General features: G+C 61.0%; 16 protein-coding genes, 1 tRNA gene and 1 pseudogene. 15 read left to right on the forward strand and 3 right to left on the reverse strand.

Annotation, left to right across the window (positions count from 1 at the left end; translation table 11 throughout):
- The first annotated feature begins 17 nt into the window (after positions 1-17).
- The 10 genes and pseudogenes from dmpE to ACIROW_RS00505 all read left to right on the forward strand — a co-directional run bounded on the left by dmpE (position 18) and on the right by ACIROW_RS00505 (position 8,417).
- Complete coding sequence (dmpE, locus tag ACIROW_RS00460) at positions 18-800, forward strand: 2-oxopent-4-enoate hydratase (RefSeq protein ID WP_402272419.1); 783 nt, start codon at positions 18-20, stop codon at positions 798-800.
- Between the two features lie 12 nt (positions 801-812).
- Positions 813-1,601, forward strand: coding sequence for a 2-oxo-3-hexenedioate decarboxylase (dmpH, locus tag ACIROW_RS00465; RefSeq protein WP_402270732.1), 789 nt, complete (start codon positions 813-815; stop codon positions 1,599-1,601).
- A gap of 27 nt (positions 1,602-1,628) precedes the next feature.
- Positions 1,629-1,823: pseudogene (locus tag ACIROW_RS00470) on the forward strand (2-hydroxymuconate tautomerase); the annotation flags it as partial.
- A gap of 20 nt (positions 1,824-1,843) precedes the next feature.
- Positions 1,844-2,797 (forward strand): acetaldehyde dehydrogenase (acetylating), encoded by a 954-nt coding sequence (locus ACIROW_RS00475; RefSeq protein ID WP_402270734.1) that lies wholly within the window; start codon positions 1,844-1,846, stop codon positions 2,795-2,797.
- Positions 2,798-2,813: 16 nt separating this feature from the next.
- A complete protein-coding gene (gene dmpG / locus ACIROW_RS00480; protein WP_402272421.1) occupies positions 2,814-3,824 on the forward strand; it encodes a 4-hydroxy-2-oxovalerate aldolase in 1,011 nt (336 codons plus the stop codon).
- A 55-nt stretch (positions 3,825-3,879) separates the two neighbouring features.
- Entirely contained in the window at positions 3,880-5,235 is a 1,356-nt protein-coding gene (locus tag ACIROW_RS00485) for an MFS transporter (RefSeq protein ID WP_402270736.1), read from the forward strand.
- Between the two features lie 85 nt (positions 5,236-5,320).
- Positions 5,321-6,493, forward strand: a complete 1,173-nt coding sequence (locus tag ACIROW_RS00490) for a methyl-accepting chemotaxis protein (RefSeq protein ID WP_402270738.1) — start codon at positions 5,321-5,323, stop codon at positions 6,491-6,493.
- Positions 6,494-6,575: 82 nt separating this feature from the next.
- Complete coding sequence (locus ACIROW_RS00495) at positions 6,576-7,490, forward strand: LysR family transcriptional regulator (RefSeq protein ID WP_402270741.1); 915 nt, start codon at positions 6,576-6,578, stop codon at positions 7,488-7,490.
- Positions 7,491-7,603: 113 nt separating this feature from the next.
- Positions 7,604-8,098, forward strand: coding sequence for a DoxX family protein (locus tag ACIROW_RS00500; protein WP_402270743.1), 495 nt, complete (start codon positions 7,604-7,606; stop codon positions 8,096-8,098).
- 28 nt (positions 8,099-8,126) lie between these two features.
- On the forward strand, positions 8,127-8,417 hold the full coding sequence (locus tag ACIROW_RS00505) for a YciI family protein (protein WP_402270746.1): 291 nt from the start codon (positions 8,127-8,129) through the stop codon (positions 8,415-8,417).
- A gap of 81 nt (positions 8,418-8,498) precedes the next feature.
- On the opposite strand, the gene ACIROW_RS00510 is transcribed toward ACIROW_RS00505, so the two are convergent.
- Positions 8,499-9,068, reverse strand: a complete 570-nt coding sequence (locus ACIROW_RS00510; protein WP_402270748.1) for a TetR/AcrR family transcriptional regulator — start codon at positions 9,066-9,068, stop codon at positions 8,499-8,501.
- A 148-nt stretch (positions 9,069-9,216) separates the two neighbouring features.
- Between ACIROW_RS00510 and ACIROW_RS00515 the strand changes: the two genes are divergently transcribed.
- The 4 genes from ACIROW_RS00515 to ACIROW_RS00530 all read left to right on the forward strand — a co-directional run bounded on the left by ACIROW_RS00515 (position 9,217) and on the right by ACIROW_RS00530 (position 12,676).
- Positions 9,217-9,903 carry a glutathione S-transferase gene (locus tag ACIROW_RS00515; RefSeq protein ID WP_402270750.1) on the forward strand — a complete coding sequence of 229 codons (687 nt, stop codon included), beginning with the start codon at positions 9,217-9,219 and terminating at the stop codon, positions 9,901-9,903.
- A 302-nt stretch (positions 9,904-10,205) separates the two neighbouring features.
- Complete coding sequence (locus ACIROW_RS00520; RefSeq protein WP_402270752.1) at positions 10,206-11,051, forward strand: alpha/beta fold hydrolase; 846 nt, start codon at positions 10,206-10,208, stop codon at positions 11,049-11,051.
- A 404-nt stretch (positions 11,052-11,455) separates the two neighbouring features.
- Positions 11,456-12,211 (forward strand): SDR family oxidoreductase, encoded by a 756-nt coding sequence (locus tag ACIROW_RS00525; protein WP_402270757.1) that lies wholly within the window; start codon positions 11,456-11,458, stop codon positions 12,209-12,211.
- 72 nt (positions 12,212-12,283) lie between these two features.
- Complete coding sequence (locus ACIROW_RS00530) at positions 12,284-12,676, forward strand: VOC family protein (RefSeq protein ID WP_402270759.1); 393 nt, start codon at positions 12,284-12,286, stop codon at positions 12,674-12,676.
- Between the two features lie 212 nt (positions 12,677-12,888).
- On the opposite strand, the gene ACIROW_RS00535 is transcribed toward ACIROW_RS00530, so the two are convergent.
- Positions 12,889-12,978 (reverse strand) — tRNA-Ser (locus ACIROW_RS00535).
- 54 nt (positions 12,979-13,032) lie between these two features.
- Positions 13,033-13,836, reverse strand: a complete 804-nt coding sequence (locus tag ACIROW_RS00540; protein WP_402270761.1) for an SDR family oxidoreductase — start codon at positions 13,834-13,836, stop codon at positions 13,033-13,035.
- 381 nt (positions 13,837-14,217) lie between these two features.
- On the opposite strand from ACIROW_RS00540, the gene ACIROW_RS00545 reads away from it, so the two are divergent.
- A complete protein-coding gene (locus ACIROW_RS00545) occupies positions 14,218-14,982 on the forward strand; it encodes a sulfite exporter TauE/SafE family protein (protein ID WP_402270763.1) in 765 nt (254 codons plus the stop codon).
- Positions 14,983-14,997 lie beyond the last annotated feature (15 nt).

A 14,997-nucleotide genomic window follows, 5' to 3' on the forward strand; every position in this document is an offset into this window, starting at 1 on the left:
AGGAAACCATGAGCACCATGAACAACGCCGACATCGAGAGATACGGCAACGAGCTGTACCAGGCACTGGTCGACTGCACGCCCGTCGATCCGCTGACCGGACGTGTCCCCGGCATCGGCATCGAAGACGCCTACCGGATCCAGCTGCACATGATCGCCCGTCGCGTGCAGGCCGGCGAACGCATCATCGGCAAGAAGATCGGCGTCACCAGCAAGGTCGTCATGGACATGCTCAACGTCGGCCAGCCCGACTTCGGCCACCTGACGTCGGCGATGGTCTACAACGACGGCGATGCGATCGTCGTGAGTGGCCTGATCGCGCCCAAGGCCGAGGGCGAGATCGCCTTCATCCTCAAGCACGAACTGGCCGGCCCCGGCATCACCGAAGCCGACGTGCTGCGCGCCACCGACTATGTGTTGCCATGTTTCGAGATCGTCGACTCGCGCATCCGCGACTGGAAAATCAAGATCGAAGACACCGTCGCCGACAACGCCTCCTCGGGTGTGTTCGTGCTCGGCGACACCGCCGTCGATCCGCGCACGCTGGACTTGCGCACGGTCGGCATGACGCTGGAAAAGAACGGCGAGATCGCCGCCACCGGCGCCGGCGCCGCAGCGCTGGGCAATCCGCTGACTGCCGTGGCCTGGCTGGCCAACACGCTGGGCGCGCTCGGCATGCCGCTGGAAGCCGGCGAAGTCATTCTCTCCGGTTCGCTGGCGGCGATGCTGCCGGTGCAGGCCGGCGACAGCCTGCGCATGAGCCTGGGCGGCATCGGCTCGGCCTCGGTGCGTTTCATTTAAGGACAAGAAATCATGCAACTGGACCAAGCAACTATCGCGGCGCTGGCGGAACATCTGGAAAACGCCGAGCTCAACGCCACCGCCGTCAGCAAGATCACCGACAAGCATCCCGACATGGACTGGGAAGACGCCTACGCCATCCAGGATGCGATCCGCGCGCGCAAGGAACAGCGTGGCACGCCGGTCTCGGGTCTCAAGATGGGGCTGACTTCGCCGGCCAAGATCAGGCAGATGGGCGTGAAGGAACCGATCTACGGTTTCCTCAACGGCCTGCATGCATACCGGACCGGCGCCACCATCGACACGTCATCGCTGATCCATCCGAAGGTCGAAGCGGAAATCGGCTTCGTGCTCAATCGCCCGCTCAAGGGACCGGGCTGCCACATCGGCGAGGTGCTGGCGGCGACCGATTATGTGGTGGCGACGGTCGAAGTGATCGATTCGCGCTATGAAAATTTCAAGTTCGACCTGAAGAGCGTGATCGCCGACAACACCTCGGCGGCGCGCTATGTGGTCGGCGACCAGTACCGCCAGGTCGGCGGCCTGGACCTGCGCAACCTCGGCATCGTGCTGCGCAAGAACGGCGACGTCGCCACCGTGGCGTCAGGTGCAGCGGTGCTCGGCCATCCGGCGGCCAGCGTAGCGATGCTGGCCAACATGCTGGGCGCGCGCGGCAAGGAAATCCCGGCCGGCGTGCTGATCATGACCGGCGGCGCCACCGAAGCGATTGCAGTGGAAAAGGGCGACCGCATCATGGTCGATTACCAATGGCTGGGTTCGGTCGAGATGCAGTTCTCCTGATCCGCCACAGAAACCAAGCAAGGGAAAAACATGCCGATCATTCAAGTGAACCTGATGGAAGGCCGCAACGATGAGCAGAAGGAAGCGCTGATTGCGGCGCTGACCGAGGCCACCGTACAAAGCATCGGTGCGCCGCGCGAAAGCGTGCGCGTGCTGCTCAACGAATTGCCGAAGGCGCATTTCGGCATCGGCGGCAAGAGCGCCAAGGCGCTCGGACGCTAAAGAGAAGGAGAGAAAACCATATGAACAGCAACGAAAAAATGAAAGTCGCCATCATCGGTTCCGGCAACATCGGCACCGACCTGATGATCAAGGTGATGCGCAACAGCAAGCATCTGGAAATGGGCGCCATGGTCGGCATCGACGCCGGCTCGGACGGCCTGGCGCGCGCCGCCCGTCTCGGCGTGCCGATCACGCACGAAGGCATCAACGGCCTGTTGAACCTGCCTGGATTCAAGGACATCCGCGTGGTGTTCGACGCCACCAGCGCCGGCGATCATCCCAAGCACAATGCACTCTTGCAGCCGCACGGCATCAAGGTCATCGACCTGACGCCGGCCGCCATCGGTCCCTATCTGGTGCCGGTGGTCAATCTGGAGCAGCACCTCGACAGCAGCAACGTCAACATGGTGACTTGCGGCGGCCAGGCCACGATTCCTGTCGTGGCGGCCGTGTCGCGTGTGGCCAAAGTCCACTACGCCGAGATCGTGGCGTCGATCTCCAGCAAGTCCGCCGGTCCCGGCACGCGCGCCAACATCGACGAGTTCACCGAAACCACCTCGCGCGCCATTGAAACCATCGGCGGCGCCACCAAGGGCAAGGCCATCATCGTGCTCAATCCGGCCGAGCCGCCGATGATGATGCGCGACTCGGTGTTCTGCCTGTCCGAGCCTTGCGATCAGGCCGCGATCGAAGCCTCGGTGGCGCAGATGGTTGCCGAGGTGCAGAAGTACGTCGCCGGCTATCGCCTCAAGCAACGCGTGCAGTTCGATGTGATCAGCCCGGAGCAGCCGCTGAACATCCCCGGCGTCGGCAAGATCAGCGGGCTCAAGACCTCGGTGTTCCTGGAAGTCGAAGGCGCCGCGCACTACCTGCCGGCTTATGCCGGCAACCTCGACATCATGACCAGCGCGGCGCTGGCCTGCGCGGAACGTTTTGCGCAGCACGCGCTGTCGACTGCTGCACTGGAGAATTGAGATGACCGACACCACTATCACCATGAAGAAAATCTATATCTCCGACGTCACGTTACGCGACGGCAGCCATGCTGTGCGTCACCAGTATTCGCTCGAACAGGTGCGTCGCATCGCCGCCGCCCTCGACGCCGCTCGCGTCGACAGCATCGAAGTTGCCCACGGCGACGGTCTGCAAGGATCAAGCTTCAACTACGGCTTCGGCGCGCACAGCGACCTCGAATGGATTGAAGCTGTCGCTGACACCGTCAAACATGCCAGAATTGCGACGCTGCTGTTGCCCGGCATCGGCACCATCCACGACCTCAAGAATGCTTACCAGGCCGGTGCGCGCATCGTGCGCGTGGCCACCCATTGCACCGAAGCAAACATTTCGCGCCAGCACATCGAATACGCGCGTGAGCTCGGAATGGACACGGTCGGCTTCCTGATGATGAGCCACATGATCGCGCCGGCCGAACTGGCGGCGCAGGCCAGGCTGATGGAAGGCTACGGCGCGACCTGCATCTACGTGGTCGATTCGGGCGGAGCGCTGACGATGAACCAGGTGCGCGATCGCTTCCGTGCATTGAAGGACGTGCTCAAGCCGGAGACGGAAACCGGCATGCATGCGCACCACAACCTCAGCCTCGGCGTTGCCAACAGCATGGTCGCTGTGGAAGAGGGCTGCGACCGCGTCGACGCCAGCCTGGCCGGCATGGGCGCCGGCGCCGGCAATGCGCCGCTGGAGGTGTTCATCGCCGCTGCCGAACGCATGGGCTGGAACCACGGCTGCGACCTGTACGCGCTGATGGACGCGGCCGACGACATCGTGCGGCCGATGCAGGACCGGCCGGTGCGGGTCGACCGCGAGACGTTGGCGCTGGGTTATGCCGGCGTGTACTCGAGCTTCCTGCGCCATGCGGAAACGGCCTCGGCCAAATACGGCATCAAGACCGTGGACATCCTGGTCGAGCTCGGCAAGCGCCGCATGGTCGGCGGGCAGGAAGACATGATCGTCGACGTCGCGCTGGATCTGGCGAATCGTTGATCAAGCAGAACAAGAACGAAAAAACTAAAAAATAATGACTCAGCAGGAGATATCCATGACTATCAAAAAAACCGTGACGATCGATGAGATCATCAGTTCCAGCAAGCTGTCGCTGTACCAGATTTCGGTGCTGGTGCTGTGTTTCATCATCGTCGCCATCGACGGTTTCGACACCGCCTCGATCGGCTACATCGCCCCGGCCTTGCGCCAGGAATGGGGCCTGTCGCCGGCCCAGCTGGGACCGGCCTTCGGCGCCGGCCTGTTCGGCCTGATGATCGGGGCGTTCCTGATGGGGCCGCTGGCTGACCGCATCGGTCGCAAGAAAACCATCCTGATTTCCATGTTCGTGTTCGGTGTTGGGACGCTGATTTCGGCGTTCTCGACTTCACTGCAGATGCTGACGGTGATGCGTTTCCTGATCGGCATCGGTCTGGGCGGCGCAATGCCGATCTGCATCGCCTTGACCTCGGAATTTTCTCCGCAGAAACAGCGCGTGTTGCTGGTGACGCTGAGCTTCTGCGGCTTCACGGCGGGCTTTGCGTTGGGCGGCGAATTGTCGGCGCAGATCATCGCGAGCTACGGTTGGCGCGGCGTGCTGATCCTGGGCGGCATCGCGCCGCTGGTGCTGATTCCCTTCCTGTGGCGCCTGCTGCCGGAGTCGGTGCGCTATCTGGCGGTGCATCCCGAGAAAGCAGCGAGCTTGCACAAGGTGATCGAGCGCATCGTCGGCGACAAGCGCTGGAGCGAGCACACAATCCTGGCGGGTGACGCCGTCGGCAAGCAGAAATCTCCCGTGTCGCAATTGTTCGTCGGCGGTTTCGCCAAGCGCACCTTGCTGATCTGGGTGACGTACTTCTGCTCGCTGTTCGTGTTCTACCTGCTGTCGAGCTGGTTGCCGACCATCATGAAAGATGCCGGCTACTCGATTCCGACTGCCGCACGTATCGGCGCCATGGTGCCGCTGGGTGGCACCATCGGGGCGATCGTGCTGGCGCGCATGATGGATAAATTCAATCCGTGTGCGGTGTTGTCGGGTTCCTATTTCCTGTCGGGCATCGCGCTGATCTCGCTGGGTTACGTCATCCACAGCTCGGGCTGGCTGGCCTTCGTCGCCTTCTGGATCGGATTTGGCGTGGTGGGTGCGCAGACCGGGATGAACGCCTTCGTCGCCGGCATCTATCCGACGGCGGCACGGGCAACCGGTATTGCCTGGGCGCTGGCGGTGGGACGTATCGGTTCGATCATCGGCTCGGTCATCGGCGGCGCGCTGATGATGACGCTGGGCAATCCGCAATCGCTGTTCCAGGTGATTGCCGCACCGACCGCGCTGGCCGCTGTCGCACTCTTTGTCGTCAACTCGCTGCACCGCGAACGCATCACGCCGGCGCCGGTCGCCGCCGACGCGCATTGAGCGCGGCGCCGTGGGCAGATTTGCTCGCGGTGCTCGCATCCCAAAAAATTCTTGTCGGTTGCGGATGGATAACGCAGGGGGACGCATGTTTTCATTTTTATATCTGATTCGCACCAAGCTGGTCCTGATGTTCGGCGCCTGCGCGGCGCTGAACCTGGCGCTGGGCGCGATTGCGCTGACGGCAATGAACGGCGCGCCCCGCATCGATGTGGCGCCGGTTGCTGCGCTGATGGCGGCTGGCGTCGCGCTCTGCGCATGCAGTGCACGCCATCTGATCGGCATCATCTGCGGCGGCTTGCGGAGGCAATGCGGGAAGTATGAAGAGCTGACCGTGTTCATGGATTTTTCCAAGCGCGCGGTGATGCCGCGCAGGGACGAATTCGGCAAGTCGGCGGTGGCCTTCAATCGCCTGCTGGCGCACATCGAAAAGACCGTGGTCGGCGTACGCGACGCCAGCCGGTCGGTCGCCATCACCACCGCGCAACTGGCGGAAGGCAACATGGCGCTGTCGGCACGCACCGAGCGCCAGGCGGCGTCGCTGGAAGAAACCGCCTCGACCATGACCCAGCTCACCGGCCGCGTGCGCGAGACGGCGGCGAGTTCGCAGCGCGCCAGCACGCTGGCCGGCAGCGCCTCGTCATTGGCCGATGCCGGCAGCAACGCGGTCGACGCCATGACGGGCACCATCGGCCAGATCAGCGAGAGCTCGGGTAAGATTTCCGACATCACCGGCCTGATCGACGGCATTGCATTCCAGACCAATATCCTTGCGCTCAATGCGGCGGTGGAAGCGGCGCGCGCCGGCGAGCAGGGGCGCGGGTTCGCGGTGGTGGCGGTGGAGGTGCGCGCATTGGCACAGCGTTCTTCAGCGGCCGCGCGCGAGATCAAGCACCTGATCGATTCATCCGTCCTGCTGGTCGACGACGGCTTGCGTCAGGCGGTCGCGCTGGGCGGCACGGTCGGCAAGGTGCGCCAGGCAATCCGCGAAGTATCGGGCATCGTCGGCGAAATTGCCGATGCCTCCGGCGGCCAACTGGCCGGGATCGAGAGCGTGAACGCCGCGGTCACGCAGATGGACGGCATGACCCAGCAAAACGCCGCGCTGGTCGAACACGCCGCCGACGCAGCGCAATCGCTGCAAGAGCAGGCCGGCAAGTTGACGCAGGCGATTGCCGCGTTTCATACTGGAGCGGTCGAGGCCGCTCCGCTTGAGGCGGTTGCACTTGCGCGCGGGCCTTTGCAACTGGCACGGGCATGACAGCTGGACAGGTATCGCCGCGGCGGCATTTTGTGACACACTGCGCGGGAGACATTTAATTTGAGAATCTGACCAGGCAATCATGAGAGTCGATCTGAATCTGTTGCGGCTGCTGCTGGCGGTCTACGACACCGGCAGCGTCACCGCCGCCGCGGCCCAGCTCAAGCTGAGCCAACCCACCGCCAGCGCGGCATTGGCGCGCCTGCGCCATTCATTCGGCGACCCCTTGTTCATCCGCCATGCCGGCGTGATGTCGCCGACGCCGCGTGCACAGAACCTGATCGACAAGACGCGCGAAGTGATTGGCCTGATCGACTCTGAGATCCTGCGCAGTCCCGATTTCGATCCTGAGGTCGCCACCGACGAATTCGTGTTCTGCCTCAGCGCCATCGGCGAGATCGTGTTTTTGCCGACGTTGTTCGATTTCCTCAAAAAGGCGGCGCCCAACACGCGCATCCGTTCGGTCAGCCTGCCGCCGCACAAGTTGGAAGAGGCGCTGATCTCGGGCGAGGTGGATCTGGTGCTTGGCTACTATCCGGACATCAAGGAAAGCGACGTGTTCCAGCAGCGCCTGTTTTCGCACGACCTGACCTGCATGGTGCGCACCGGCCACAAGATCAAGGGGCCGCGCATGACGCTCAAGCAATTCACCGAGGCCGAGCATGCCTTCGTCAAGGATGGCGGGCGCAGCCAGGAGATGTTTGAAGCCGAGCTGGTGGCGCGCAAGATCGAGCGCAAGATCGTCTTGCGTACCTCGCACTACATGAGCATTCCAACGATCATCGCACGCTCCGACCTGGTAGTGGTATTGCCGCGTCCGGTAGCCAATGCCTTCGCCGGCGCGAAGAACGTGCGCGTGATTTCGGCGCCGATGGAAATCCCCAAGTACGATCTCAAGATGCACTGGCACCGGCGCTTCCACAAGGATCCCAAGATCGTGTGGTTGCGCTCGGCGGTCACCAGCTTGTTCACGGAGCATCCGGGTTCGGCGGGCTAGCATCGCCGACACTATTGGCCTGCGCCGAATAGTCAATTCGCTGGCAGGCCATTTATCTCCCGCGCCATAGCCGCGATGATGGCGTCTGGCTCTCAAACGGATACAGGTGCTTCGTGCAAAAAACTTCCCCGACCACAACGGCTCCGGCTGCCGGCCGCTTTGTCTTTCCGGCGCTGGTGCGCTGGTATGCGCACGGCGAGGGCGTGGCTTATGCATTGCTGCGCTTCGGCTACGGCGCCATCATTTTTACCCATGGCCTGCCCAAGGCGCTGGGCGTGTCGCATGGCTCAATGGCCGATCCGATGGCGGGTTCGATACGCATGATCGGCGAGGTCATGGGCCTGCCGTTTGCGCCGCAACTGGCTTTCCTTGTGATGCTGCTGGAGACCGTCGGCGCCGCCATGCTGGCGCTGGGCCTGCTGACGCGGCCGCTGGCCTTGCTGATGCTGATTGAAATGATTGCCATCAGTTACGCCATGGGACCGACCTGGCCGTGGATCGACCGTGGCATCGAATATCCGGTGCTGCTGGGACTGGTCGCGTTGTACATGATGTTGCGCGGCGGCGGCGCGTATTCGCTGGACAGCCGGATGCAGCGCGAAATCTGAACCCTTTACTTGTCAGGAAAGAAATGCCATGAAATTCGTCAACTACCTTGCCTACACCGATAACCAGCAATTGCTGGCTGACCATGCGCCGGCTCACAAAGACTACGTCAAGAGCCTGCTCGACGCCGGCAAGCTGGCCTTCGGCGGGCCGTTTCCGGACGGCAGCGGCGGTCTGCTGGTGTATGAAGTCGCATCAAAAGAAGAGGCGGAGTCCCTGCGCAACCAGGACCCGTTTGCACTGGCCGGCGTGTTCGTGCGGTCGGAAATAAAACCGTGGTTGCTGCTGGCGATCAATCCGGAGTTGTCGGCGCAGCAGTAAGGAGCAGTGAAGACGCATCCATCAAATCAGGCCCTCACCGGGCCTTTTTTTGCAACCGCGCTGATTTCCGAAAGAGGATGATCAGGGAATGAAGCCGGCGTTACGATAGCTGTCGACGATCTCGTCGTAGACGGCGATGTCTTCATGTCCGCGCGCCATCAACTGTGCGCCGCCGATCGCCGCGAAGATGCTCATGGCCTGGCGGCGTACGGCTTTCTTCGATTTCGCTTCGGGCGCGGCTTGCGTGAGTACTTCCGTCAGCCAGTCGATATTGACGTCGTTGAAACGATTGACTTCGGCGCGCACCTCCGGCGGCAAGTCGTTGTGCTCGGCCGACATGATGCCGCACAGGCACATGCGGTTGTCGTCCGCCAGCGCAGCCCGGAAGATTTCCGCATATTTCTTGACGCGGGTGCGCGCATCCTTGTGCGTCTCCATCAGGTTTCCCAGATAGGCGATGCCGTCTTCCGTGTAGCGGCGGGCGAGGGCCGCGCCGAGGTCGCCCTTGGTCGGGAAATGATAGTGCACGCTCGCGCTCTTGATCCCGACTTCCGCGGCCAGATCCCGAAAACTCAGCGCGTTATAGCCATGCGCCTGCACCGTCTTGCGGGCGGCGGCCATGATTTTCTCGCGGGTGTCGATTGCATTCATGATATTCAAAAACCTCTCTATCGGTAGATAGTTGTTGACAGCGGCATTGTACTACCTTATTGTCTATCTATCGATAGATAGATAAATGGCTGATAGGCAACATTACGAATATCGATACAACGACAAACATTCAGAAGAGGAATCAACAATGAAGATCTATGACCGCCCCGGTTTCCCCAATCCTGCCCGCATTCGCATCGTGCTGGCGCAAAAGAACCTCGATTCGCAAGTGACATTCGAATCGGTCGACCTGATCGGCGCCGAGCACAAGCAAGCCGCGTTTCTCTCGAAGAATCCCTCAGGCGTGCTGCCGCTGCTGGAACTGGACGACGGTACGCTGATCTCGGAAAGCACCGCGATCACCGAGTACCTCGACAACCTCGACGGCAATCCGGTGCTGACCGGCCGCACGCCGAAGGAAAAGGCGATCATTCATATGATGCAGCGCCGCGCCGAGAGCGGCCTGATTGACGCCGTCGGCATTTATTTCCATCACGCGACACCAGGATTGGGCGGCGACCTGGAAAAATACAAGAGTCCGGAATGGGCGCATCGCAAGGAATGGGGCGAACGCGAACGCGCCAAGGCGCTGCAGGGCATGGCGTATTTTGACGGCATCCTGCGCGACAACAGCTACGTCGCGGGGGAGCAATTCTCGATGGCCGATATCACAGTGTTCGCCGGCCTGGCGTTTGCTGATGCGGCGGGGATTCCGATCGCTGCCGAACTGAGCGCGTTGCAGGCCTGGCGTGCGAAAGTGGCGGAGCTGCCGGCGGTGAAGAATCGCAGCGGACAGGCGTTTGTCGAAGAAGATTTGCGTCGCCTGGGATTCTGAGTCGGCGACCGGTAGCAAACGGAAATTGAGAGCAGTCGCAAGAAGCGCCGTCCTTCGTGAGAGGGGCGGCGCTTTTTCATGCCTGCTTTGAAAATGGAAATCGCTCGGTGACGTCGATGTGAAAAGTCGTTACTTGCATAATGAAATCAAGTCGCGTATAAAGCAATCTGGTTTCAATTTAAAACCATTTATTGTCGACTTTTATCATCAACCATCAGGAGAAAAACTTGATCCCGGCACACGCAGATTTTGACAAGACCTTTCCATTCGCACCGCATTTCGAGACAGTCAATGGATTTCAGATGCACTACGTCGACGAGGGAGATCGCTCGGGCGAAATCGTGTTGTGCCTGCATGGCGAGCCGACCTGGGGCTATCTATATCGGTCGTTGATCACGGCGCTGCGCGGAGACTACCGCGTGGTGGTGCCCGACCACATGGGCTTCGGCAAGAGCGAGACGCCGCAAGATCGCAGCTACTGGTTGCAGGATCACATCGACAACCTGGAAAAATTCGTTCTGCAGCGGGACCTGAACGACATTACGCTGGTGATGCACGACTTTGGCGGTCCGGTCGGCATGGGCCTGGCCGCACGCCATCCGGATCGGATCAAGCGCATTATTTCCACCAACGGCCCGACGCCGTTCGGACAGCCCGACGGGTTGGAACGCTTGCTTAAAAACGCGGCCATCGCACCGTGGTTCCAGTGGATCGTGAAAGCCAATGAAGACGGCAGCCTGGAACAGGTATTGGGGCAACTGGATTTCAATATTCTCAGCACCATGAAGATCAACGGCTTCGAAGACAACAGCGTGATCAACGACGCATGGATTGCCGCCTACGGCACGCACTTCGCCACGCCGCGCGATTGCCTGGGCGCCATCGGCTGGGCCAAGGGTTTTGCAACCGGTGCGCATCAGTTCGAAGAGCCCGACGCGGCGGCGATTGCAACGTTCCGCAGCAAGCCGGCGCTGGCAGTCTGGGGCGATGCAGACAAGACGTTGCATCCGCATCTTTTCCTGCCGCTGTTCACGGCGCTCTTCCCGAACGCGGATGTGCATCGCATACCGGGAGCGGGGCATTATTGTTTTGAAGATGCGCCCGATCAGATCGCCGATATCATCAAACGATTCCTGCAAAGCAATTGAGTAAGCCGCGGCGGGCGTGTCCGAACGTCCGCCGCACGACAGCATTTTTACGGTGTTGACCACCGTCCAAATTTTCGGCTAAACTCAGTTCCGCAGTCGATCCACCGATTGCCGTAGGCGTTACCGTCATCCAACGCGTCCCCTTCGAGAGGAGCCCAGCAGGGCAGTTCCCGATGATTCAGGACGCCGTTACGATGACCGCATATTCTGCCCTCCTGGGCATACGCCTATCTGGAATTTTCAGATGACAGATTTGCCAGTTTCCGATATCCGCCGCTTGCGCGAAGGACATCGGCTGGACCGTGTTCGCCTTGTTGATTCTTTACAAGGCGATCCGGAGGGAGAGGCAGAACCTTGCGGGTCTGGTTGGCGGCTTTACCGCAACCGAACTAAAAGGTAATTCAATGAAACTCACCGGCAATACCATTCTCCTGACCGGCGGCACCAGTGGCATCGGCCGCGCGCTGGCCGAGGCGCTGCATGATCGCGGCAATCGTGTCATCGTCACGGGCCGTCGCCAGACACTCCTTGACGAGATCGCCGACGCGCGCGCCGGACTCGTCGGCGTGAAGCTCGACGTGAACGACACGGCGTCATTGACGCAGTTATCCGTTCAACTGCGCGAACGCTTTCCCGATCTCAACGTCTTGATTGCCAACGCCGGCATCTCCCGCACGGAGGACATGGCGTCGGATGACTGGACCGCGGATGATGCGCAAGCAATCGTCCAGACCAACATCCTGGGCGTGCTGCGCATTGCGGCGGCCATCTTGCCGCTGCTCAAAGGCAAGCCCAATGCCACGTTCCTGGCGACCAGTTCGGCGCTGGCCTTCGTGCCGCGTGCGGAGTTTCCGACGTACTGCGCCAGCAAGGCGTTCCTGCATTCCTGGTTGCAGTCGTTGCGACATCAGATGCGCGGTTTCCCGATCGAAGTGCTGGAGCTGTCGCCTCCCTATGTCCAGACCGGACTGACCGGCGCGCACCAGATCAGCGACCCGCGTGCAATGCCGCTACCGGACTACGTGGCAGAGGTGCTGCGCATGCTGGAAAACGGCGACACGCCGCGCGGCGAAGTGCTGCTCGAACGCGATCTTCCACGACGCTGGGCGGAGCGTGACGGCGGCTACGACGCGATGTTTGCGGTCATGAATCCGGCTTGATCAATGCGCATCTTTGAAAGGGGCGGCTGTCGTCGCTCCTCATTTCTGAACAACATACGAAAGAATTTTTACATGAAGACTCAATGCACCGGGCCGCTGAATCATCTCAGCCTGCCCACAAGAAATCCCATCGCCACCGCCGCTTTTTTTGAGCAGCATTTCGGCTGCCAGATTGTCGCCGCCGGCGAACATATCCTGCTCAAGCGGGACGGCTTCGATATCGTGCTCGATCACACCGACGACGAGATAAGCTGGCCGGCGAATTTCCATTTTGGTTTCGAGATGGCGACCTTGCTGGAGGTCGAGCAACTTTATCGCACCTTCAAGGAGCAGGGCGTGACGATGGAAACCGAGGTGTTCAACAATTCACGCGGGTCGCGGTTCTTTTGCCGGATGCCCGAGGGGATCATGATTGAAGTGAATACGCGGGAGGACAGGGAGGAGAGCTGGAAGAAGTTGTTCTGATTCGTTTGCAGACGTTTCTCGTTAGCAAAACAAAAAACGCCCGTAAAGGGCGTTTTTTATATCAAGTGGCGGAAGGTGTGAGATTCGCCTACATGCTGCAGGCCGCTGAATCGCTTGCAAGCGATTCCCTTCGAATCTCACGCGTAAGCCGCGCAGGCGGCTTACTACCTTCCAAAAACAAAAACGCCCATGAATGGGCGTTTTTAAATAAATGGCGGAAGGTGTGAGATTCGAACTCACGAAGGGCTCACACCCTCGCCAGTTTTCAAGACTGGTGCATTCAACCGCTCTGCCAACCTTCCTGCGCAAGCCGGGCATTATACATGACTCTCCCGGCTGTCGTCCTTTTCAGTTTTTTAGAAAATGCCCGGGTAAGCGCCGCCGTCCATCAGCACGTTCTGGCCGTTGATGTAGCCCGCATGCTTGCTGCACAGGAACGCGCAGGTGGCGCCGAATTCGTCCGGGTCGCCGAAGCGGCCGGCCGGGGTTTCTGCCATACGCTGTATGCGGACTTCTTCAGGCGTTTCGCCGGTCAGTTTGGCGGAGCCGACGAAGCTGCTGCGCAGGCGGTCGGTTTCGAAGCTGCCGGGCAGCAAGTTGTTGATGGTCACGCCGCTCTTGGCGATGTGGCGCGAGACGCCGGCGACAAAACCGGTCAAGCCCGAGCGGGCGCCGTTGGACAGGCCGAGGTCGTAGCGGGGCGCCTTGACCGAGCTGCTGGTGATGTTGATGACGCGGCCCCAGCCGCGCTTGATCATCTGGTCGACGGTGGCCTTGATCAGCTCGACCGGTGTCAGCATGTTGGCGTCGATGGCCTTGAGCCAGATCTCGCGGTCCCAGTCGCGGAAGTCGCCCAGCGGCGGACCGCCGGCGTTGTTGACGAGGATGTCGGGACCGTGGCCCGGCTCGCCGGCGATTTCGTCGACTGCAGCCAGCGCCTTGGCGCGGCCTTCAGGTGTGGCGATGTCGGTGGCGACGGCGATGACCTTGATGTTGCCCAGCGCGCGCAGTTTTTCAGCGGCCTGGTCGAGCGTGTCCTGGCTGCGGGCGACGATGACGACGTGGGCGCCTTCGCGTGCCAGGTGTTCGGCGCAGGCGTAGCCGAGGCCTTTGCTGGCGCCGCAGACGAGGGCGATTTTTCCTTGAAGTCCTAGATCCATGATTGCTGATTCCTTAATGTTGGGGGTGTCACATTATTGCGTGGTCGATACAGTGCTGCGCCGGATTAAAGAATTTCATCGGGCGTTTCTGAGCAGATCGCGTGCTTCGCTTGTGACGGCGAAGGCTGGCTGATAAACTGGCGGACAGCTTGAGGAGGGCATGGCTGCGGTGTTGCCGGGGTTGCGTACGATGATTCGTTTATTTTTTTCGGATCAGGTAAATCGCCAACGCAATGATGATCACCACGCCCGCTTCAAGTACTACTACCAGAACCCCGCTACTTCCGTTACTCACGCCTATCTCCTTTTGGGTCGCCGGTTCGGCAAGTCCTCTGTGTTTTTGCAACGGGACTTGTCCGGCCAAGTGCGTACTTTACACCTATGATGCATTCTTTGTATTTCACCGTCGTGGTCAACTTCTTTCTCGGCGGCGTGCTCGGCGCCATCGGTGGTCTGTTCGGCATCGGCGGCGGGCTGATCGCGATTCCGGTGCTCGGGTTCCTCTATGGCATGGACCAGCAACTGGCGCAGGGAACCGCGCTGGTGATGATCGTGCCGAACGTGGTGATCGGCTTCTGGCGCTATAAGCAGCGCAACAAGATCGAACTCAGCGCGGCGCTGCAAATGGCTGTGCCGGCGGTGTTCACGACTTACTTCGCGGCACGCTTCGCAACGTCAATTGAGGCGCGCTCGCTGCATCTGGCGTTCGCCTTGTTCATGGTGGTGCTGGCCTTGTATTACCTGTGGACCTTGCTGCGCAAGCAAAAGGAGATGATCCCGCGCGCGCGCCTGCCGCAGAAATACATCTTCCTCATGGGACTCGCAGCAGGGGCTTCGGCGGGGTTCTTCAGCGTCGGCGGCGCCATCGTGGCGGTGCCGGGGCTGGTCGGTTTGTTCGGCATGACGCAGACCGCGGCGCAAGGCCTGGGTCTGGCGATGGTGACGCCGGGAACGCTGGTGGCGCTATGGACTTACGCCAGCGCCGGCCATGTCGACTGGAGCGTTGGCATTCCGTTGGCGCTGGGCGGCGTGCTCAGTATTTCCTGGGGAGTGGCGTTGGCGCATCATTTGCCGGAGCGGCGCTTGCGCATGCTGTTTTGCGGCGCGCTGATTGCGATAGCCGCCTGGATGATGACGCACGGCTGAGCAGCCCTTCCAACA

The organism is Herbaspirillum sp. NPDC101397 (assembly GCF_044767325.1).
Lineage (GTDB): Bacteria > Pseudomonadota > Gammaproteobacteria > Burkholderiales > Burkholderiaceae_D > Herbaspirillum.